Raw genomic sequence first — 19,532 nt, 5'->3', positions numbered from 1 at the left:
CCGCCGCCTCACACGAACGTCACCTGTTGTATTCACCTCCGTGCACAGTGCGACGGGGGATGTGAAAGGTGCCCGGATTCGGCTAGGTTGGCCGGGCATTGCGTTTTGTCGTTCGCTGCAAGTCGCTCGGTGAGGGGTGCTCATGGTGTGTCGGCGCAAGGCCATGGTCACGGTGATGGTCGCCTCGATGCTTGCCCTCACGGCGTGCGGCACGGACAAGAAGAAGGACCATTCGGCCGGCCTGCCCGCCACCGGCGCGCCCACCGCGTCGGCGTCCGCGGACCCGTCACCGACGGCCGCCGCGTCGCCGTCGGCGGGGCCGTCCGCGTCGAAGTCGCCGACCGGGAAGCCGACGCCGAAGCCGAGCGCGTCGACGGTGAAGGGCCCCGAGGGCACGTTCGTGATCCGCCCGCCGGGCACCGGTCACGGCGCCGCGGGCTCGCAGAGCCGCACCGGGTCGACCACGGTCGCGCTGACGTTCGACGACGGGCCCGACCCCGTCAACACCCCGAAGATCCTCGATCTGCTGCGCGACAACGGCGTGAAGGCCACCTTCTGCCTCGTCGGCTTCCGCGCCCGGGACAACCCGGCCCTGGTCAAGCGGATCGTGGCCGAGGGGCACACCCTGTGCAACCACTCCTGGCAGCACCTGACGGACCTGGCGAAGAAGGAGCCGGGGTATATCGACTGGGACCTCAAGCGCACGAACGAGGCCATCCGCACCGCGGCCGGCGCCAACGTCCCGATCAAGTACTTCCGGGCACCCGGCGGCAACTTCACCCCCGGCCTGATCGCGAAGGCGAAGGACATGGGCATGGCGTCGATCTACTGGGACGCCGACCCCGCGGACTGGAACCATTCGAAGGACGCCAATGACGCCGCCCACATCAAGCGGGTCATCGCCGAGGTGAAGAAGCAGGTCCGGCAGGGCTCGATCGTGCTGTCGCACGACAACAAGCAACCCGACACGATCGTCGCCTACCAGACGTTGCTGCCGTTCCTGAAGCAGTACTTCACGCTCGTCGCCCTCTGACGCGCCGACCGGCCGCTCACCGCGGCACCTGGTGCAGCACGGTCTCGGTGAGCGCGCCGCCGGCCACGGTCGCCGTCATGTAGGTCGCGAAGGGCTGGCTCCTGCGGTCCGTCGGCGACCCCGGGTTGAGCAGCCGCAGTCCGGCGGGCGTGACGGTGTCCCACGGGATGTGGGAGTGGCCGAAGACGAGCAGGTCCCGGCCCGGGAAGCGGTCCTGGCAGCGCAGCTCCCGGCCGGTCGCCGGACCGGTCTCGTGCACGACCGACACCCGGAGCCCGTCGAGGTCGGCGTCGGCGATCTCGGGCAGCCGCGCCCGCAACGCCGGGCCGTCGTTGTTGCCGTACACGCCGATGAGCCGCGACGAACGGGCCTCGAGGCGATCCAGGAACGGCTCGTCGACCCAGTCACCCGCGTGGATGACGACGTCGGCGGCTTCGACCGCCGCCCAGACCGCCACCGGCAGGTCCCGGGCCCGCTTCGGTATATGGGTGTCGGCGACGAGCAGGAGCCTCATCCGGCTGACGGTACCCGGACATGGAGAAGCACCCCGGAGAACCGGGGTGCTTCTCCCGGCAGGCTTACGCCTTGGTGACGACCGTGCCGACGATCTTGTCGCTCAGGGTCTGCTTCTTCTGGTCCCACAGCGGGAACAGGTAGCCGATGCAGCAGATGCCGTCGACCACGTGCGCGAGGTCACGGACGAACGCCATGCCGGCGCCGATCGGCTGGCCGGTCTGCTCCTTGACGAGGTACAGGCCGAGCGCCTTCTTGCCGAGGCTCTGGCCCTGACCGCCGAGGTACCAGCGGTTGTAGCCGAGGTACGCGATGCCGATCAGCAGGAACACGAAGTAGATCGGGCTGAGCGTGCCGTCGTCGTTGCGGCCGATGGCGGCACCGATGCCGACGATCACCGCGTACGGGAGCAGGTCGATGATGTAGGCACCGACGCGCACGGGCCAGGATGCGAGGTTCATGGAACTCCTTGGACGTGAACAACTGGGGGTATTGCGAAACGTTCCGGCTCAGGCGAACCCGAACCGGTGCAACTGGAAGGCCCAGCTCACGGCTGCGGCCACGAGCATCGCCCGGCCCATCCGCGACCGGGCCCGGTCCGACCACGGCACCGGAGCGCCGATCAGGCCGAACTGCCGCAACATGATCAGTGGGAGGGTCACGACCGTCACCGCCGCCAGACCGAAGATGCCGGGGTTCGCCGCAGCGGCGGCGCCGACGTGTCCGTGCACGAGCGCCACAGCGGCGGTGGTCAGGCCGCAGCCCGGGCACGGGATACCGGTGAACGTGAACAGCAGGCACGGGGCACCGAGACCGGTGGACGCCGTGAACATCGGCCAGAACGCGGCGGCGACTGCCGCGGCGGCACCGAAGCCACCGAGACGTTCCGGGACGGAGAACTGCTTACGCACGTGACCTGCTCGATCGACGGTATGGGATCGCGATCGTATGGCACAGGGTCAGTCGATCACCACCCCGTTAGGTCATCCGAACGCACAGCATCCGCGCCGAACGCGGTGACGGAATCGTACGCATACCGGTGCACACGCGGACGCAACGGGCGTGAGCGCGACAAAATCGATACGAAAATTCGCGCGGTAGACGCCCGGCGTGCACCCTAACCTGCCCGGCTGCGCCGGCGCAGGTGGGGCTCAGCCGCCGCTCAGGTGGGGCTCCGCCCGGTGGCTCGGGACGTCTCGCACCGGGCGCCGCATGACATCCGTCATGGGGTCGCGGGTGACGCCACACAGATCCGCCGGAGTGGATGCCCGGCGATGCTTCTGGCATGACGAACGCAGCAGTCCAGTTGACCGGCCTGACGAAACGGTTCGGTGCGCTCACCGCCGTGGACGGGCTGGACCTCACGATCCGCCGGGGCGAGGTCGTCGCGCTCCTCGGCCCGAACGGCGCCGGCAAGTCCACCACGATCGACATGCTCCTCGGCCTGCTGCGCCCCGACGAGGGCACGGTCCTGCTCGACGGTCAGCCACCGGCGAAGGCGATCGCGAAGGGCACCGTCGGCGCGCTGCTGCAGAGCGGCGGCCTGCTGCCGGACCTGACCGCGGGCGAGACGGTCCGCCTCACCGCCGCCCTGCAGCAGCGGTCGCGGCCGGTGCCGGAGGTCCTCGAACGCGCCGGCGTCGCCGAGTTCGCCGACCAGCGGGTCGGCGGCCTCTCCGGCGGGCAGCAGCAGCGGATCCGTTTCGCGATGGCCCTCGTCGCCGACCCTGACCTGCTGGTGCTCGACGAACCGACGACCGGCATGGACGTCGAGACCCGCCGCGGCTTCTGGACCACGATGCGGCAGGAGACCGCGCAGGGCCGCACCGTCCTGTTCGCCACGCACTACCTCGACGAGGCCGACGCGTACGCGGACCGGATCGTCCTGCTGCGCTCCGGCCAGGTCATCGCCGACGGCACCGCCGCCCAGATCAAGGCCGCCGTCACCGGCCGCACCATCCGCGCCACCCTCCCCGGCGCCGACCTCGTCGGCCTCGCCGCACTGCCGGGCGTCGACCGCGTCGAGACCCGCGGCGACGTCGTCATGCTGCACTGCGAGGACTCGGACACCGCCCTGCGGGCCCTGCTCGGCTCCACCGACGCGCGAGACGTCGAAGTCACCGCGCGCAACCTCGAAGACGCCTTCATCGCCCTCACCGCCGCCGGGAGCGCCAAGTGAACACGACCTACCTCCGCATGGAGATCGTCCGCCTCGTCCGCAACAAGCGCGTCGTCATCTTCTCCATGCTCATGCCCGCCCTGCTCCTGCTCATCATCGGCGGCGTCTCCGTCGGCGGCGACCCGGACGCCAAGAAGTACGTCATGGTCAGCATGGCCCTCTTCGGCGCGATGACCGCCGCGCTCACCAGCGGCAGCACCATCGCCGTCGAGCGTGGCCTCGGCTGGAACCGCACCCTGCGGCTCACACCCCTCTCCCCCGGCGGCTACGTCGTCAACAAGGTCGTCGTCGCACTCCTCGTCGCCGTCCCGCCGGCCCTCGTCACGTTCCTCGTCGGCGCCTTCGGCCTGCACATCCGCCTCACCCTCACCGAATGGGTGCTGTGCTTCGTCGGTGCCTGGCTGTCGGCGCTGCCCTTCGCCGCGCTCGGCGTCGTCATCGGCTACCTCGCCAAGCCCGACGGCGTCCAGCAGGTGACGGCGCTGCTCAACCTGACCCTCGCCGCGTTCGGCGGGCTCTGGGTGCCGGTCTCGCTGATGCCGGGCTTCATGCAGCAGATCGCGAAGCTCACGCCCTCCTACTGGACCGGTCAGGTCGCCCGCAGCCCCCTCGACCACGGCCACATCGACGTCCAGGCCATCCTCGTCCTCGGCGGCTGGACCGTCGCGCTGGCGCTCGTCGCGCTGCGCCGGTTCCGCGTCGACACCGCTCGCGCCTGAGCCGTCGGTACCGTGTCCGTCATGAGTGACCCGACCGGCCGCCGGCCCGCATCCAGATTCTTCTGGGTGTGGGCGGCGGTCTGGCTGTTCTACATGGCCAACCCCGTCGGGGCGGCATGGCAACGCCCCGAGGTCTGGGAGCGCGTGGTCGGCATCACGGCGGCGCTCGCGTTCTGCGTCGTCTACCTGATGTCGTTCGTCGCGGCCCGCACCGCCATGCACCGCACCGGCGCGCCGATCAAGGTGACCTCCGCCCTGACCCGGCTGGGGATCATGGCCGCCCTGGCCTCCCTCCTCACCGTCGTCGTGGGCGAATCGGGCCTGACCTCGCTGGTCTACATCGGCGTCATGGCCATCTTCACCCTCGGCCCGCGGCTCGCCTGGACCGTGGTGCTCCTCGCCGCCGCGACGGCCGCCGCCCTGCCGAAGCTCGTGCCCGGCTGGGACGGCGGCATCGACCTCACCTTCGCCGTCCTCGTCGCCGCCCTCGCCGTCTGGGGCGTGATCCGCGTCTTCCAGCGCAACGCCCAGCTCGCCGAGGCCCGCGAGGAGATCACCCAGCTGGCCGTCGCCGCCGAACGCAACCGCTTCGCCCGCGACCTCCACGACCTCCTCGGCCACTCCCTCACCGTCGTGTCCGTGAAGAGCGAGCTCGCCGCCCGCCTGGTCCGCCTCGCCCCGGACCGCGCCGAGGCGGAGCTCGCCGACATCCAGCGCCTGGTCCGCGAGGCCCTCGTCGACGTCCGCGCCGCCGTCTCCGGCTACCGCGACATGTCCCTGGCTGCCGAGCTCGCCTCCGCCCGCAGCGCCCTGGACGCCGCCGGCATCGAGGCCGAGGTGCCGCTCACCGCCGAGGCCGCCGACCCCGCCCGGCAGCAGCTCTTCGCCTGGGTCGTCCGCGAGGGCGTCACCAACGTGATCCGCCACAGCGAAGCGAAGCACTGCTGGATCCGCCTCGAACACAACGCCGTCGAGATCAGCGACGACGGCCGTGGCCCAGCCGGTCGCTCTGCCAGCCTTGGCGGCTCTGGCAGCCCTGGTCGCTCTGGTCGCTCTGGTCGCTCTGGTCGCTCTGGTCGCTCTGGCGGTCCTGGCGGCCCTGACAGTCCTGGTCGCCCTGACAGTCCTGGTCGCCCTGACAGTTCTGGCGGCTCTGACAGTCCTGGTGGCTCTGGCAAGTCTGGTCGCCTTGGCAGTTTTGGTGACGTCCCGGCCGGTCACCGGGACGCAGTCTCGACTTCCGCCGGCGAATCGTCCACGGGCCGGCCCCCTGCCGCCGGCTCTGCCGACCCGGACGCCGCCGGCCACGGTCTGGCGGGCCTCCGCGAACGCGTCGACTCCGCCGGCGGCACCCTGACCATCGGCAACCGCGACGGCGGCGGCTTCGTCCTGCGCGCCACGGTCTGACCGGCCCTCCTGCCCTCGACCCACGCCGGCGACCGTTTGCCGCCGTTCGACAGGCCCTAAAGCAGTTGTCAGCGACCAGACCGCCGGGCAGGCTCCAGCTGGTGGACACACCTCCGATCCGGACGGATCCCTCTCGCTCTGAGCCGCCCTCGGTGCCGTCCACTCCCGCCGGCCTTGGATTCGGCAACCGGCCGGCAGCGCCCCTGCGAACCCGCCGACCGCACACGAGCCCGCCTCCAGCAACACAGGCGGCGCCGGTGGCACGGGCACATCGAACGGAGCACGCAGCATGAGCAGCCCGGCCGAGCCTGACCGCATCAGCGGGGCAGCCGCCTCGAACACGACGATCGCCACAGGCACGACCGGCGCCGCAATCACCACGAGCGGCGCGGACACGACCGGCGCCACAATCACCACGAGCGGCGCGGACACGACCGGCGCCACGGACACGACCGGCGTCACGGACAGGGCCGGCGTCACGGACAGGGCCGGCGTCACTGGCAACACGAGCGGCGCGAGCACGACCGGCGCAGTGAACGCGACGGACGCCACTGGCACGACCGGCGCCGTGAGCACCACGAGCTGCGCGGGCACGGCCGGTGCCTCGAACGCGGCGGGCGCTGCGGGACCTGCGGCGGACGTGGTCGATCGGGTCGTCGCGACGGTCGACGCGGCGCTGCCGGCGACGGTGCGGGCGAAGGCCGAGGCCGCAGGTGCGCACGACTGGCTGCGCCGACTGCCTGAGCTCGTCGCCGGGATCGAAGAGGACTGGGCGGTGCGCGTCGGGCGGGTGTACAGCGACGCCACCGAGGCCTTCGTCGCCGACGTGACCATGGCCGACGGCACCCCGGCGGTGCTGAAGCTGATCGTGCCGCGCGCGGGCGACGCGACCGCGAACGAGATCACGGTCCTGCGGCTCGCCGGCGGCGACGGTTGTGCGCGGCTGCTTCGGCACGACGTGGCGAGGGATGCGCTGCTGCTGGAGAAGCTCGGCCCGAGCCTGTTCGAACTGGGCCTGCCCATCACTCGCCGGCACGAGATCCTGTGCGACGTGGCAAGCCGGGTGTGGCGGCCCGCGCCGGACGCCGGACTGCCGACGGGGGCGGCGAAGGGCAAGTGGCTCGCCGCCTTCGTCACAGATCTGTGGGAGCGGCTGGACCGGCCGTGCGCCGAGCGGACCGTCGCGCACGCCCTCGCCTGCGCCGAACGCCGGACCTCCGCCCACGACGACGAACGCGCCGTCCTCGTCCACGGCGACGTCCACGAGTGGAACACGCTGCGCGCCGCCGACGGCTTCCGCCTCGTCGACCCCGACGGACTGCTCGCGGAAGCGGAATACGACCTCGGCGTCATCATGCGCGAGGACCCGGTCGAACTCATGGCCGCCGACCCCCGTGACCGGTCACGCTGGCTCGCGGCCCGCACGGGCCTCGACGAGACAGCGATCTGGGAGTGGGGCGTCATCGAGCGTGTCTCGACCGGCCTCGTCCTCGCCCAGGTCGGCCTCCAGCCCCTGGCCGCCCAGATGCTCGCCGCCGCCGACACCATCGCCGCGACGCGCACCTGACACCTCCTCGTCTCTCACCAGGCCGGCCAGCAACCGCCAGAGCGTCGTCGCCGGCCAGCGCATCGTTTGCCGGACCGCCCGGCCTCAGCGGCGGCTCCGTCACGTCCGTCAGCGACCCGGCAGGCGGGCGTCAGGGTGCTCGCCGGGCGTCATGCGTGCGAGAGGAGGACGCGGGCGGCGACGTTGCGGGTGGCGATGCCGAGGCGCGTCTTCGGGATCAGCATCGTCGTGGCGAGGCCGGCGGAACGCTGCTTGGCGTCCGTGCGGGTGCGGTGGGACGACTCGTACGCCATGAAGGCCGCAGCATGGTCGGACGGGTTTGCCGCCAGGGCGGTGGCCAGGGTGTGCGCGCCGGCCATGGCCAGGCTGGAGCCGTCGCCGAACAGGGACACGCATGACGCCGCGTCGCCGAGCAGCGTCACCCGGCCACGCGACCAGGACGGCAGGCGGACCTGGCTGACGGAGTCGAAATACAGGTCGGGTGTGGTCCGCAGCCGGGCGAGCAGCTCCGGGACCCGCCAGCCGCCACCCGCATAGGCGTCCGTGACGATGCGCTTGTGCTGGGCCGTGTCGCGGTGGTCGAAGCCCTCGACCATCGGGCCGCGGAAGATGAACGCGACCATCGCCCTGCCTGTCGACGGGTGGATCGACACCAGCTTGCCGGGCGTGTTGTGCATGAGGACGTCGTGGGGATATTCGGCCGGGCCGTCCAGCGGCATCGTGGCCACCCAGACGCCCATGTGCCGCACGAACTCCTGCTCAGGACCGAAGACGAGCCGACGGACCGCGGAGTGCAGGCCGTCGGCGCCGACGAGGAGGTCGAAACGGCGTGGAGCTGCGCGCTCGAACACGACGTCGACGCCGCCGCCGTCCTGGGTCACCGAGGTGATGGTGTCGTCCCACAGCAGCTCGGCGTCACCGCGGGCGGCCTCCTGCAGGATCGCGGCCAGGTCGCCTCGGGGCAGCTCGACCTCGCGGTTGCCCGCCGCGCTCTGTGCGGTCGGCATCGGCACGCGGCCGGACGGGCGGCCCTTGGCGTCGATGACGAGCATCGACGTGGCGTGGGTGGCGGCGGCGCGCAGCTGGGGCATGATGCCCAGCTCCTCGGCGACGGGCAGGGCCGGGCCGCGCACGTCGACAGGGTTGCCGCTGGAGCGCGGTGCACCCGCGCGCTCAACGACCGTGGGGCGGAACCCGTGGCGGGCCAGGAAGTGCGCGAGGGTCGGCCCGGCCACGCCGGCGCCGGAGATGAGGACCGTGGGAGGAGTCATGCCCGAGACGATAACTGCATCCAGTGCGAAAATGCAATGAGTGCAAGTCGACACTGGGTGCGGTACGATGGCCGCATGAGCCTCCGTGACCGCAAACGCGCCCGCATCCGGCAGTCGCTCGTCGATGCCGCGACGGAGCTGTTCGAGCGGGACGGCTATGAGCGCACGACGGTCGCTGACATCGCCGCGGCGGCGGACATCGGCACACGCACGTTCTTCAGCTATTTCGCCAGCAAGGAGGAGTTGCTGTTCCCCGAGAGCGACTACCGGGTGCAGGCGACCGTCGACGCGATCGCGGCCCGTGATCCCCAGGACACCCCAGTCGAGGTGCTGGTCCGCGCCCTGCATCTGACCGGCGCCGAAAGCGACGACCTGACCGATCGCTTGGCGGCGTTGCGGCTGCGGCTGATCCGGGAGGTGCCGGCGGTGCGGGGGCGGGCGCTGCAGATCCAGCTGGACGCGCAGCAGCAGATCGCGGCGCACCTGGCTGAGGCGTTCCCGGAGCAGCTGGACCGGGTCAAGGCCGGCGCGCTGGTCGGGGCGTTCGTCGGCGCCGTGACCGGGGCGGTGCAGGTGGTGATGGAGGACATGCCTGCGCACCACGACCCGAAGGAGCTGCGATCGGCGGTTGAGGAGGCGACAAGCGTTGCGCTGCGACCGTGGATGACCAACCCGGAGCCGCCAGGACGTTCCGCCAGCGACATCCGCTCGTAGGGCGGGGCCGGGCAAAGAGGGTCAGGCCGGGCGGCGCGCTGTGCTGAGTGAGGCGGGACGCCGCTGACAGGCTCGCTGCATGTGTCGGCACGGTCCGAGGCGCGCCAAGCAGCACCGGGCAGGGCCGGTAGACCGGGCAGGACCGGGCAGGACCGGCAGGACCGGTAGACCGGCAGACCGGCAGACCGGGCTCAAGGCCAGGTGACTCCAGACCAGGGCCAGGTGACGCCGCATCGGACCAGACCAGGTAAGGCACGCCCGGCCAGCCCCTTCCACGCCAGAATTGGCCACGTCAGACCCCAGACCACGCCAGACCCAGGCCACACCAGGCAAGGCAAGCGGAAGTCGCGCCGGGCAGGGTGAGGTCAGGTGGGCTTAGGAGTGTTGCCCCAAGGAGTGGGGACCCCACCGGTCGGGTGACCCGCGGCGAAGAGTCGGGCATGATCGTGGCAAGGTGGCAAGCGCGGACCACCGCGCGGCACCACAGCGCGGAAACGGACAAGGAGGACGAACAATGAGCTTCTTCGACCGGGTGAAGGACCTCGCGGACCAGCACGACGACAAGGTCGACGCGGCGTTGGAGAAGGTCGGCGACATCGTCGACGACAAGACCGGCGGCAAGCACACGGAGCACATCGAGAAGGCCGTCGACGCCGCGCAGCAGCACACGGGTGCCGGGGACAGCACGAAGCAGCAGTAGGGCTAGGCGGCGGCCTTCTTGGCCGCGGCGTAGGCCAGGTGCAGGAAGTCGGCGCCGGCGATCGCGGTCGCAACGCCCATGCCGAAGCGGGTCAGCCGCGGGGCGAACACGAGGCCGGCGCCGAGGCCCGACGCGACCCAGACCGCGGTGCAGAAGGGGCAGGTCAGCAGCTCTCCGAGGGCGTGCTGGACGCCGTGGCCGCGGGGGCTCTCGTTGACCTCCGCGGAGCCTGCGGCGCTCTCGAACTGGGTGACGGGGGCGCGCAGCGGGCTGGTGATCGTGTCCTTGGTGATGAGCCTGGACAGCTTGTGGGTGGACACGGCGAGCAGCGCCACGTCCGCCGCCGCGGGGCGCTCCGGGAGCCCCTTTCCGGTGAGTTTGGCAACACCCGCGGCCGCGGCGACGGCGGCGCCGAAGACGGCCATGACCGCCGCGTAGCCGCGCAGCGGACGCTCATCGGGGGCCTTGCGCGCGTAGGCGTCCGCGGCGCGAACATCGATGCCTGCCATAGGGGCCCGGCTACCCGAACCGTGCGAGCGGCAAACCAGGTGATCGCCTCGGGTACGATGGGTCCGCACCGTCGACCCCCGCGCCGCGACCACCACCGTCAGCGCCGGGCAGGACGACCCCTCAGACGTTCGGAGACTTCATGGCGGTCCGCCGCCTCATCCCTTCCTCTTCGCCGGCGACCTTCGCCGATCTCGGCGTGCCCGCGCCGCTCGTCGCGGTGCTCGCCGCCAACGGCGTGTCCGAGCCGTTCCCGATCCAGACGGCCACGCTGCCCGATGCGATCGCCGGCCGTGACGTGCTCGGTCGGGGCCGCACCGGCTCCGGCAAGACGTATGCGTTCGTGCTGCCGGTGCTGATCCGGCTCGCCGCGAGCCGGGCGACCAACCCGCGCCGTCCCGGCCGGCCGCGGGCGCTGGTGCTGGTGCCGACCCGTGAGCTCGCGACGCAGGTCGAGGCCGCGATGGCCCCGCTGGCGCAGGCGCTGTCGCTGCGCACCCAGGTCGTGTTCGGTGGCGTCGGGGCCAACCCGCAGATCGCCGCCCTGCGTGCCGGTGTCGACGTGCTCGTCGCCTGCCCCGGCCGGCTCGACGACCACGTCCGGTCCGGTCACGCCCGCCTCGACGACATCGAGGTCACGGTCCTGGACGAGGCCGACCACATGGCCGACCTGGGCTTCCTGCCGGTGGTCCGCCGGCTGCTCGACGCGACGCCCGCCGACGCGCAGCGGCTGCTGTTCTCCGCGACGCTCGACGCGGGTGTCGACGTGCTCGTCCGCCGGTTCCTGACCGACCCGGTGACGCACAGTGTCGACCCGGTCTCCGCGCCGCCGGTCGACATGACCCACCACGTGCTGCACCTGCGGGACGAGGACCGTTTCCCCGTGCTGGTCGAGCTGACCGCGGCGCCGGGACGCACCGTCGTGTTCACCCGCACCAAGCGGGGCGCGAAGACGCTTGCCCGCAAGTTGGTCGCCGCTGGTGTGCCGGCCGTCGAACTGCACGGCAACCTGGCGCAGAACGCGCGTGACCGGAACCTGACCGCGTTCTCCGACGGCAGTGCCCGCACGCTGGTCGCGACCGACATCGCCGCCCGCGGCATCCACGTCGACGACGTGGCGCTGGTCATCCACGCCGACCCGCCGGCGGAGCACAAGGCGTATCTGCACCGCTCGGGCCGCACCGCCCGGGCCGGCGCCAGTGGCACCGTGGTCACGCTGATGACCGACAAGCAGACCGGCGACGTGCGGCAGCTGGCCCGCGAGGCCGGGATCAAGCCGACGATCACCCGGACGCGGCCAGGCGACTCGCTGCTGACGGAGCTGGCCCCGGGCGAGCGCACGTTCCACGAGCCGCCCGCCGAGCCGGTGGCCGTCCCCCGCCAGCAGGGCCGGGGCCGGGCCAGGGCCGACGACGACACCGACGCGCCGCGCACCGCGGGACGCCGCTCCGGCCGCCGCCGCGGCGGTGCCGGGGTGAGCGCGGAGCACGTCACGAGCACCGGCGGCCGCGGCACGGCGGCGGCACAGGACACCTCGTCCCGCCGCGGCCCCGCGTCGGCGACGGGAGCCACCCGCGGCACCACGGCGACCGGGGAAGCCCGGAGCGCCCGCGGCGGCCAGCAGGCGGGCACCAGACGCGCCGCGGACCAGAGCACCCCACGACGCGCCGCGGAGCAGGGCACCACGAAGCGCACCGCGGAGCAGGGCACCACAAGGCGTGCCGCGGAGCAGGGCACCACGAGGCGCGCCGCGGATCACGGCACGGCGCGCCAGGCCACGAGCGAAACCGGTGAGGCCGGCGGTGGTGGACGCCGTCGCGGGCGCCGGCCGTCCAACCAGCGGGAAGGTCAGCGTCAGTCGTCCTCGACGACCGGCGCCGGGACCACCGGCGGGGGCACGGCGAAGGCGACCGGCACGGCGTCCACCGCCAGGCCGGCGGGCGCGGCGTCGACCGGCAGACCGACCGGCGCCGCGGCGTTCTCGTCCCAGACCAGAGTCGGCCGCCGCAGCGGACGCTGACAAAAGGGGCGCCGACAAAAGCGCTGATAAAAAGCGCTGGCAAAGCAGCGCTGGCAAAGCAGCGCCGGCAAAGCAGCGCCGACAACGGAAGCACTGGCAAAGCAGCCGGCGCCGACAACGTGGCGGGCGTAAGAACGGGCAACAGGCAGTGGGTGGGATCGGTGACCGATCCCACCCACTGTCGCGTAATGGAGCGTCAGACGGGCAGACCCCACCGGACCAGCACCCGGTCCGCGCGGAACGGGTCGACCTTGACCGACACCCGCTGCCCGATCCCCGCCTGCGCCGAAGCGTGCAGCGGCAGCATCGACTCGACGGTGACCGGATAGGGCGGCTTCCCGTCGTGCTCGACCAGCAGGTTCAGGCGCACCAGCGGCACCATGTTGATCCGCGTGCCGGTGTCCACCAGCCCGATGATCGTCGCCGCGCCGGGTGCACCGGTCCGCTCCAGCTCCAGATCGGCGGTCTGCGCCTGCATGCTGAGCTGTGCCTGCCGCATCTGCGCCATGCCGGAGCGCAGCTGCGCCGCCGGGTCGTGGGTGGCGTCGATCGCCCGTGCCTGCTGGTTCAGCCGGCGGAGGTCACCGAAGAGACCCATCCGGGGTCAGACCTGACCGAACAGGTTGCCGTAGTGCACCGCGAGCTGCGTGTCGCCGCGCATGCGGGCCGGCCAGCCGGACGCGGCCTCGGTCCACGCGGCGGCGGGCACGCCGAAGGACTGCGCCTTCAGCAGCAGGCCGTCGGCGTTGAGGCCTTCCTGCGACGCGGCCTTGGAGATCCGCGCGTACATGGTGAGGTCCACGCCCGCGATCGGGGCGAGCCGCGGGTCGTCGGCGGCGAGCCCCATCGCGGCGGCCCCACCCGTCGCGTAATTCTGCATCCCGTACGCAGCCTGCTGCTGCGCGGAGTAGGCCTGCGCGGCGGCGCTGGTCTGCTGGGCCTGGGCGATCATGTCCGGGGCGGCGGCGACGACGTTGCGCATATCTTTGAACTGCTTGAAAAGTCCCATGGTGTCCCTCATCTATGTGGTGTCGGGCAAGACGGTAGGGATCCGGTTCAGCACACGGCGTCAGGAAAGCGATCGACGCACTGTCACCAACCCGCACCGTGCGCTGCACCACAAAAGCACTCAGGAGACGGCCGGCGCCGCCGACGTTGCAGGGCATGGCACGTGCCCGCACCGAGTCCGCCCGGCAGATCGCCGAGCTGCTCAAGACCGCCCGTGGGGCGCTCGGGCTGAGCCTGGCGTTCATGACCCGGCTGGACGAGACGACCCAGCACCTGGAGGTCGTGGAGTCGGCGCTGCCGATGCTCTTCCGCGACGGCACGAAGCGCCCGCGGGCCGGCTCGTTCTGCCAGTCCATCATGGACGGCGAACTGCCCGCGGTGATCCCGGACGTCACGCGCTTCCCGGCGGCGATGCGGCTGCCCGCGGCGAGGATGCCGCGCATCCGCAGCTACGTGTCGGTGCCGGTGGTGCTCAGCGACGGCACCGTCTACGGCACGTTCTGCGCCGCCGGGTTCGGCGCCGACAAGGAGCTCAGCCAGCGCGACAAGGCGCTGATGGAGGTGCTGTCGCAGGCCGCCGCGCTGATCGTCGAGCCGGACTTCCGCCGGCGGGAGCTGCACGCGCGGATCGGCGACCGGATCGTCCCGGTCATCGACGCCGGCGGGCCGCGCGTCGTGCTGCAGCCGATCGTCGACATGGCGTCCGGACGGCGGATCGGGGCGGAGGCGTTGAGCCGGTTCCCGCGGGAGTGGGACCGGGCGCCGGACGTGTGCTTCGCCGAGGCGCACGAGATCGGCGTCGGCGACCATCTGGAGATCCTCGCCCTGCGGAAGGCGGCGGAGCATCTGCCGCGCGTCGGCGGGTACATCGCCATGAACATCTCGCCATCGACGCTGCTCACGCGGGAGTGCCTGGACCTGCTGGGCGGCCTGCCGCTGGACCGGATCGTGCTGGAGCTGTCGGAGCACCAGCGGGTCGAGGACTACGACCGGCTGCAGGGGGTGCTGGCGCCGCTGCGCGGCGGCGGGATGCGGCTGGCGGTCGACGACGTCGGCGCCGGGTTCTCCTCGCTGCGGCACATCGTGCTGACCCAGCCGGACGTCATCAAGCTCGACCGCAGCATCGTGACCGGCGTCGGCACCGACCACGTGCTGCGCGTCCTCACGAGGTCGCTCGTGGACCTGGCCGGGGCGTGCGGTGCCACGGTCGTCGCGGAGGGGGTGGAGACCGAGGCCGACCGGCTCGCGCTCGCCGGCCTCGGTGTCCATCACGGTCAGGGCTGGTTCTTCGGGCGCCCCGGTGCCCCGTCGGCGCTGCGGCCCAGTTATGAGCTCAGGCAGCCGATCCTGGACGCGCCGACGGCCACGTCGTCGAACCAGAGGGTGTCGTCGCCGACGCCGTAGCTCTCCCAGCCCAGCCGCAGGTCCGCCGGCCGCGGCTGCCACACCCGCGACATCCACTGCTGGTCGATGTCGGCGGTCGCCACCCCGTCGGCCTGCAGGCCCGGCACGGCGGTGCCGTTGAGCCACGTCGAGAGCAGCCCGCGGCCGTCCACCATGAACTCCACGCAGTTCCACTGGTTGGTCGGCAGCGGGCGGCTCTGCGCGACGCCGGCCGGGCTCTGCGCCGGCAGGGTCGCGTCGTCGGACTCACGGTTCCACTGCAGGGCGCTGTTCTGCCCGCCGAGGCGCAGGTCCTTGCCGTCCGCGTTGTCCTTCAGCGCCGCGAACGCGACGTGCGCCGCCGGCAGGGCCGTCGAGTGACGGACGTACATCCGTCCGTACCAGACGGAACCCAGACCGCTGAGGTCCTTGGTGGGCTTCACGTAGACGTGGTTGCAGTAGCCCGCCTTGCCGTCGATGCGGACGGACTTCCCGCCGCTGTGCGCGACGGCGCTGTCCACTGTGGCCGTGCCGGTGCCGGAGCAGTTGGCGTTGGAGACGGTCCACGCGCCGGACACCCCGCCGCTGGTCTGGCTCTCGAAGCCGTCGCAGAAGGCCGCGCCCGTGCAGCCCGCGGGCGGCGGGCCCGAGGACGTGCCGCCGGACGGCGAGGCCGACGCCGATGACGGCGGCGGCGATGACGGCGGCGGGGACTGCCCGTCGGCGGCGCAAGAGAGCTGCGGCGTCACGCCGGCCCCGTTGGCCAGGAGGCCGAAGGTGGTGCTGCCGGCCGGCGGGATCGTGCCGTTCCAGGTCGCGTTGACCGCGGTGACCGCGGCGCCGCTCTGCGTCAGCACCGCGTTCCAGCCCTGGTTCACCTGCTGGCCGCCCGGCCAGCTCCACCCGACGCGCCAGCCGTTGACCGCCGCGGTGCCGGGGTTGGCGACCTTCACCTCGGCCTGGAAGCCGCCCTGCCAGCTGTTGGTGATCTGGTACGTGGCGGTGCAGCCCGCGTTTCCGGTCGGCGGCTTCGGGCTCGACGACTGCGACGCGGACGGGGTCACCGACGCCGAGGTGGACGGGCCGGGGCCGGTGGTGCCGACGCCGGTCACCTCGCCGTTGCCGCCGTCGAACATGACGTCGGAGCAGCCGTAGAACGTCTCGGTGCTGTCCGAGCGGGACCACACCGAGTAGATGATGTGCCGGCCCGACTTGCCCGACGGCAGGCGCCCGGTCCAGTAGTAGTGCCCGTCGTTGGTGCCGGGCGAGCCGACCTGCGGCGGGTTCGTCGCCTGCAGGAACGGCGTGGACTCCAGGTCCGACCACTTGAACTGGCTGGTCGGGTTGAAGCCGTCCTTCGTCACGTACAACGAGAACGTGCCCGGGTGCGCAGCCCAGTTACTGTAGTCGAACTCCATTGTGGAGCCTGACGTGAGGTGGGTTACCGGCCAGTCGGACCGGTTCAGGTCGAATCCGGAGAAGTCGTAGACGGTCGCGCCGCCGCTGCAGAGCTTCCCGTCCGGGATGAAACCGGACGTCCGCCCGGCGCCGTCGGAGCGCAGCATCGCGAACCAGTTGTAGAGCGAGTTCGGCCCGCTCTGCGCGACCGCGGCGGCGCACGCCGGGTTCTTCGGCTGGATCGCGCCGGTGGCCGTGAGGCCGTCCTTCCAGCACAGATACGTCCGGCTGCCGGGCACCATCATCGCGCCGTGGGCGGCCGCCGGGTCCGCCGCGATGACCACCGTGCCCGCTCCGACGGTCGCCGCAACGAGCCACAGCGCCAGTCTTCGTCGTCGATTCATCGAACCTCACTCCTGAAGGACATCTACCGACCTGGATTGCACGGGGTGTGACCGTCCCGTGGCAACGAACCGGCGGCGGGACCGTGCATCGACGCTGGAGGGCCGTGAAACATTCACCGAATGGTCGGATATTTCGATACTTCAGGTGAACCGCTCGCGCGAGACACGTGCGACCCTCGATGCTTACGGCCATGTCGAGCACTGGACCGTCGGCGGTCCTCGAAGCGGCGGAGCTCTGCGCTGCGGCAGGCGATCACGCCGATGCCGCCCTTCTCCTGGCGGAGGCCCTGATCACGGGCCCTTCGGACGCCGATCTGCTGCGCGCGCTCGCCGAGGCGCAGTTCGCGGTCGGCTGGGACGGCTGCGCGCTCGCCCTACTCGCCGAGGCTCACCGCACCGCCCCCGACGACGAGGCGGTGATCACCGTCCGTAACGTCTCGCTGCGGGAGCACGGCCGGTTCGTCGAGGCGCTCGCCGTGCTCGGCACCACCCCGCACCGGGCCCTGCGCGCCGGCACGTACGCGGACATGGGCCTGCCCGTCCTCGCCGTGGAGACCGACCCGGCCGGCCGGCGGGCGCTGTGGTGGCGCACCGGCGGGCCGCTGCCGTTCCTGCGCGCGGGCCGCCGGCGCGAGGAGGACCGGATCCTCACCCGTCTCGTCGAGGCGGCCGGGCCCACCAGCCGGACCCCCGTCGACATGCTGGCGCTGCTCACCCGGATCGTCAACGGCACCGACCAGGACCGCGACGCGCTCGCCGCCTGCCGTGCCTCGACCGGGCACCTGGACGCCGGCCGCCCCGCCGAGGCCGCCGCGGTCCTCGCCGACGCGCTGCGCCGTGACTCCACCCATCCGCTGCTGCTGCGCCGGGCCGCCCGGGTCGCCGAGCAGCTCGACCGTCTCGCTCCGGCCCTGGCGCTGTACCGGCGGATCACCGTCGACCCGAGCCCGGTCGCCGCGCTGGTCCGGCAGGGCACGCTGCTGATCCGGATGCACCGCCTGCCCGAGGCGGTCCGGTTCGTCGAAGGCCTCCCCGCGGAGACCGCCCGCGCCCTCCCCCTGCGCCGCGTCGTGGCGGCGGCCCACGACGCCGCCGGGCGGCCGGACCAGCGGACGATGGCCGCCTGGCCTCCGCTGCCCGTCGAGGACCTGCTCGGCGCGCTCGCGACCGGGCCCGCCGCGGACCTCATGGACGCCACCGCCCGCGCGGCCGGCACCCTGCACCGCGCCCGCCGCGCCGACGAGCAGGGCGACGAGCAGGCCGCGCTTGACGTCCTCACCGCGGCCACCGGCGACGGGGATCCGCAGATCCTCAAGGAGCTGTGGGGCCGGTTGTCCCGGGCCGGCCGGGAGGAGGAGGCCCTCGCCCGGGCCGGCGAGCTGACCGCGACGGACCCGAACGACGTCGACGGGGTCACCGAGCAGATCATGACGCTGCACTGGCTGGGCCGCACGAGGGAGGCGCTCGACCTTATCGGGGCGCAGCCGGCGGCCGTCCTCGCCGCGCCCTGCGTCCGGGAGCCACGGTCGTACCTCTACGAACGGCACCGGCTCCCGGCGCTCGCGCTGGACGCGATCGGCGCGGGCCCGACCGCGTCCACCTGGCAGCGCGGCCGGCGCCGGCTGCTCTGGTGGGTCACCGGCGGTCCACTGTGGATGATCCGGCGGCGGATGCGGGACGCCGATCGTGCGGCACTGGCGTCCTGGCAGGCCGACGCGCTGCCGCTGCTGTCCACACTGGACGCCACCGTCCCGTCGGCCACCGCGGCCATGCGGGCGGTCGTCGACCGTCAGGTGCTCGACCGGACGACGCGGACCCTGTACTGGAGACGCGTCACCGTCGTCGCCGTCGCGGCGGTGCCGCTGCTCGCCGGTCTCTCGCTCGTCGCGGCCGGCCCCACGTCGCCGGCGGTCGCCGGCCATATCCCGGTCATCGTCCTGCTCGTCGTCGCCGCCCAGATCCTCGCCGCCGTCCTCGGCCGGGTCGCGCGGGCCTGGGCGATCCGGCGGGCGAGACGGGCCGAGCCGCGGGCCGTCGCGCTCACCGAGACCCTCGCCCTCCTCGGCGAGCTGCGGCAGGTCGGGCGGCGCAACGAGCTGCGGTGGCGGCGGTTCTGGCTGGAGCGGCTGGAGCGGATCGCGTCCGCGGTCGAGGACGACCTGCCCGCGGTGTTCGGCCTCGTCGACGCCGACACGCACCGGCGGCTCGCCGAGGGCGGGCAGGGGGCGGCGCGGGCGGTGCGGCAGTTGAAGTTCCTGGTCGCCGCGCCCTCGTCGGCCGACGCGTGGCGGCGGGTGGAGGAGGTGCTGCGGCACAACGCGGGGGCCCTCGCCACCGGGGAGCTGGGCCGGTTGCGGCGGGCCGCGGCGGTCGCGGTGCCGGCCCCGCTGCGGCGCAGCCGCCGTGCGGTCGCGGTGGCGGTCCTGCGCATGGCCCTGTTCGCGGGGCTGCCGCTGGTCGCCGTGTACATGGCGCAGCCGTGGCTCAAGTTCTCCGGGACGGTGCACGACTGGGCGAAGGTGGTCGGGCTGGCGTGGGCGCTGCTGTACGTGCTGCTGCACCTCGACCCGACGCTGCGGGAGAAGCTCGGCACCGTCCTGGCCGCCCTCAGCCCCGGTGAGCAGCGACCCGACGCGGTGGCACGTATCCGGGATTCGGGCAGGTCAACGGCTCCGTAATGTTCTGTGCATCGCAAGGAACACACCGCGA

Annotated in this window: 18 protein-coding genes and 1 pseudogene; 10 read left to right on the top strand and 9 right to left on the bottom strand. The window is 72.5% G+C overall.

Annotated elements, in window-relative coordinates:
* Positions 1-187: 187 nt before the first annotated feature.
* A complete protein-coding gene (locus ACZ6TV_RS26660; protein ID WP_465299991.1) occupies positions 188-1,033 on the top strand; it encodes a polysaccharide deacetylase family protein in 846 nt (281 codons plus the stop codon).
* 16 nt (positions 1,034-1,049) lie between these two features.
* Here ACZ6TV_RS26660 and ACZ6TV_RS26655 read toward each other — a convergent pair whose 3' ends face one another.
* The 3 genes from ACZ6TV_RS26655 to ACZ6TV_RS26645 form a co-directional block, all read right to left on the bottom strand.
* Positions 1,050-1,547: a metallophosphoesterase family protein gene (locus ACZ6TV_RS26655; protein ID WP_465299990.1), complete on the bottom strand. Its 498-nt coding sequence runs from the start codon at positions 1,545-1,547 to the stop codon at positions 1,050-1,052.
* A gap of 64 nt (positions 1,548-1,611) precedes the next feature.
* Positions 1,612-2,007 carry an RDD family protein gene (locus ACZ6TV_RS26650; RefSeq protein WP_465299989.1) on the bottom strand — a complete coding sequence of 132 codons (396 nt, stop codon included), beginning with the start codon at positions 2,005-2,007 and terminating at the stop codon, positions 1,612-1,614.
* A 48-nt stretch (positions 2,008-2,055) separates the two neighbouring features.
* Positions 2,056-2,457 carry a DUF2752 domain-containing protein gene (locus ACZ6TV_RS26645; protein WP_465299988.1) on the bottom strand — a complete coding sequence of 134 codons (402 nt, stop codon included), beginning with the start codon at positions 2,455-2,457 and terminating at the stop codon, positions 2,056-2,058.
* A gap of 374 nt (positions 2,458-2,831) precedes the next feature.
* On the opposite strand from ACZ6TV_RS26645, the gene ACZ6TV_RS26640 reads away from it, so the two are divergent.
* The 4 genes from ACZ6TV_RS26640 (at position 2,832) to ACZ6TV_RS26625 (ending at position 7,418) form a co-directional block, all read left to right on the top strand.
* Complete coding sequence (locus tag ACZ6TV_RS26640) at positions 2,832-3,725, top strand: ABC transporter ATP-binding protein (protein ID WP_465299987.1); 894 nt, start codon at positions 2,832-2,834, stop codon at positions 3,723-3,725.
* The gene (locus tag ACZ6TV_RS26635; protein ID WP_465299986.1) at positions 3,722-4,444 is read left to right on the top strand and encodes an ABC transporter permease; all 723 of its coding nucleotides are present in this window, start codon (positions 3,722-3,724) and stop codon (positions 4,442-4,444) included. The genes ACZ6TV_RS26640 and ACZ6TV_RS26635 overlap by 4 nt, the downstream gene beginning before the upstream one ends.
* A 21-nt stretch (positions 4,445-4,465) precedes the next feature.
* On the top strand, positions 4,466-5,851 hold the full coding sequence (locus ACZ6TV_RS26630) for a sensor histidine kinase (protein WP_465299985.1): 1,386 nt from the start codon (positions 4,466-4,468) through the stop codon (positions 5,849-5,851).
* 289 nt (positions 5,852-6,140) lie between these two features.
* The gene (locus ACZ6TV_RS26625; RefSeq protein ID WP_465299984.1) at positions 6,141-7,418 is read left to right on the top strand and encodes an aminoglycoside phosphotransferase family protein; all 1,278 of its coding nucleotides are present in this window, start codon (positions 6,141-6,143) and stop codon (positions 7,416-7,418) included.
* Positions 7,419-7,567: 149 nt separating this feature from the next.
* Here ACZ6TV_RS26625 and ACZ6TV_RS26620 read toward each other — a convergent pair whose 3' ends face one another.
* Positions 7,568-8,689 (bottom strand): FAD-dependent monooxygenase, encoded by a 1,122-nt coding sequence (locus ACZ6TV_RS26620; RefSeq protein WP_465299983.1) that lies wholly within the window; start codon positions 8,687-8,689, stop codon positions 7,568-7,570.
* A 75-nt stretch (positions 8,690-8,764) separates the two neighbouring features.
* On the opposite strand from ACZ6TV_RS26620, the gene ACZ6TV_RS26615 reads away from it, so the two are divergent.
* Both ACZ6TV_RS26615 and ACZ6TV_RS26610 read left to right on the top strand, forming a co-directional pair.
* Complete coding sequence (locus ACZ6TV_RS26615) at positions 8,765-9,403, top strand: TetR/AcrR family transcriptional regulator (RefSeq protein WP_465299982.1); 639 nt, start codon at positions 8,765-8,767, stop codon at positions 9,401-9,403.
* 514 nt (positions 9,404-9,917) lie between these two features.
* A complete protein-coding gene (locus ACZ6TV_RS26610) occupies positions 9,918-10,103 on the top strand; it encodes an antitoxin (protein ID WP_465299981.1) in 186 nt (61 codons plus the stop codon).
* A gap of 2 nt (positions 10,104-10,105) precedes the next feature.
* Here ACZ6TV_RS26610 and ACZ6TV_RS26605 read toward each other — a convergent pair whose 3' ends face one another.
* Positions 10,106-10,612 carry a DUF1360 domain-containing protein gene (locus ACZ6TV_RS26605; protein ID WP_465299980.1) on the bottom strand — a complete coding sequence of 169 codons (507 nt, stop codon included), beginning with the start codon at positions 10,610-10,612 and terminating at the stop codon, positions 10,106-10,108.
* Positions 10,613-10,752: 140 nt separating this feature from the next.
* On the opposite strand from ACZ6TV_RS26605, the gene ACZ6TV_RS26600 reads away from it, so the two are divergent.
* Positions 10,753-12,630, top strand: a complete 1,878-nt coding sequence (locus ACZ6TV_RS26600) for a DEAD/DEAH box helicase (RefSeq protein ID WP_465299979.1) — start codon at positions 10,753-10,755, stop codon at positions 12,628-12,630.
* A gap of 196 nt (positions 12,631-12,826) precedes the next feature.
* On the opposite strand, the gene ACZ6TV_RS26595 is transcribed toward ACZ6TV_RS26600, so the two are convergent.
* Together ACZ6TV_RS26595 and ACZ6TV_RS26590 are read right to left on the bottom strand one after the other, a co-directional pair.
* Entirely contained in the window at positions 12,827-13,228 is a 402-nt protein-coding gene (locus tag ACZ6TV_RS26595) for a hypothetical protein (RefSeq protein ID WP_465299978.1), read from the bottom strand.
* 6 nt (positions 13,229-13,234) lie between these two features.
* On the bottom strand, positions 13,235-13,639 hold the full coding sequence (locus tag ACZ6TV_RS26590) for a hypothetical protein (RefSeq protein ID WP_465299977.1): 405 nt from the start codon (positions 13,637-13,639) through the stop codon (positions 13,235-13,237).
* Between the two features lie 155 nt (positions 13,640-13,794).
* On the opposite strand from ACZ6TV_RS26590, the gene ACZ6TV_RS26585 reads away from it, so the two are divergent.
* On the top strand, positions 13,795-15,042 hold the full coding sequence (locus tag ACZ6TV_RS26585) for a sensor domain-containing phosphodiesterase (RefSeq protein ID WP_465299976.1): 1,248 nt from the start codon (positions 13,795-13,797) through the stop codon (positions 15,040-15,042).
* Here ACZ6TV_RS26585 and ACZ6TV_RS26580 read toward each other — a convergent pair.
* Both ACZ6TV_RS26580 and ACZ6TV_RS26575 read right to left on the bottom strand, forming a co-directional pair.
* Positions 14,964-15,770, bottom strand: coding sequence for a hypothetical protein (locus ACZ6TV_RS26580; RefSeq protein ID WP_465300128.1), 807 nt, complete (start codon positions 15,768-15,770; stop codon positions 14,964-14,966). The genes ACZ6TV_RS26585 and ACZ6TV_RS26580 overlap by 79 nt on opposite strands.
* Positions 15,750-16,823: pseudogene (locus ACZ6TV_RS26575) on the bottom strand (lytic polysaccharide monooxygenase auxiliary activity family 9 protein); the annotation flags it as partial. The gene ACZ6TV_RS26580 and the pseudogene ACZ6TV_RS26575, both read right to left, overlap by 21 nt.
* A gap of 191 nt (positions 16,824-17,014) precedes the next feature.
* Here ACZ6TV_RS26575 and ACZ6TV_RS26570 point away from each other — a divergent pair.
* On the top strand, positions 17,015-19,501 hold the full coding sequence (locus tag ACZ6TV_RS26570) for a hypothetical protein (protein WP_465299975.1): 2,487 nt from the start codon (positions 17,015-17,017) through the stop codon (positions 19,499-19,501).
* Positions 19,502-19,532 lie beyond the last annotated feature (31 nt).

The sequence above is a fragment of the Dactylosporangium sp. NPDC051087 genome (assembly GCF_055586325.1).
The sequence above is the reverse complement of the archived record's forward strand: the minus strand, read 5'-3'. Positions and strand labels throughout refer to the sequence as shown.

Bases quoted from the DNA above. Each gene is read 5' to 3' on its own strand.
- ACZ6TV_RS26585 (WP_465299976.1), top strand. From the start codon at position 13,795: ATGGCACGTGCCCGCACCGAGTCCGCCCGGCAGATCGCCGAGCTGCTC.
- ACZ6TV_RS26655 (WP_465299990.1), bottom strand. From the start codon at position 1,547: ATGAGGCTCCTGCTCGTCGCCGACACCCATATACCGAAGCGGGCCCGG.
- ACZ6TV_RS26605 (WP_465299980.1), bottom strand. From the start codon at position 10,612: ATGGCAGGCATCGATGTTCGCGCCGCGGACGCCTACGCGCGCAAGGCC.
- ACZ6TV_RS26590 (WP_465299977.1), bottom strand. From the start codon at position 13,639: ATGGGACTTTTCAAGCAGTTCAAAGATATGCGCAACGTCGTCGCCGCC.
- ACZ6TV_RS26620 (WP_465299983.1), bottom strand. From the start codon at position 8,689: ATGACTCCTCCCACGGTCCTCATCTCCGGCGCCGGCGTGGCCGGGCCG.
- ACZ6TV_RS26610 (WP_465299981.1), top strand. From the start codon at position 9,918: ATGAGCTTCTTCGACCGGGTGAAGGACCTCGCGGACCAGCACGACGAC.
- ACZ6TV_RS26640 (WP_465299987.1), top strand. From the start codon at position 2,832: ATGACGAACGCAGCAGTCCAGTTGACCGGCCTGACGAAACGGTTCGGT.
- ACZ6TV_RS26625 (WP_465299984.1), top strand. From the start codon at position 6,141: ATGAGCAGCCCGGCCGAGCCTGACCGCATCAGCGGGGCAGCCGCCTCG.
- ACZ6TV_RS26595 (WP_465299978.1), bottom strand. From the start codon at position 13,228: ATGGGTCTCTTCGGTGACCTCCGCCGGCTGAACCAGCAGGCACGGGCG.
- ACZ6TV_RS26630 (WP_465299985.1), top strand. From the start codon at position 4,466: ATGAGTGACCCGACCGGCCGCCGGCCCGCATCCAGATTCTTCTGGGTG.
- ACZ6TV_RS26570 (WP_465299975.1), top strand. From the start codon at position 17,015: ATGTCGAGCACTGGACCGTCGGCGGTCCTCGAAGCGGCGGAGCTCTGC.
- ACZ6TV_RS26660 (WP_465299991.1), top strand. From the start codon at position 188: ATGCTTGCCCTCACGGCGTGCGGCACGGACAAGAAGAAGGACCATTCG.
- ACZ6TV_RS26615 (WP_465299982.1), top strand. From the start codon at position 8,765: ATGAGCCTCCGTGACCGCAAACGCGCCCGCATCCGGCAGTCGCTCGTC.
- ACZ6TV_RS26650 (WP_465299989.1), bottom strand. From the start codon at position 2,007: ATGAACCTCGCATCCTGGCCCGTGCGCGTCGGTGCCTACATCATCGAC.
- ACZ6TV_RS26600 (WP_465299979.1), top strand. From the start codon at position 10,753: ATGGCGGTCCGCCGCCTCATCCCTTCCTCTTCGCCGGCGACCTTCGCC.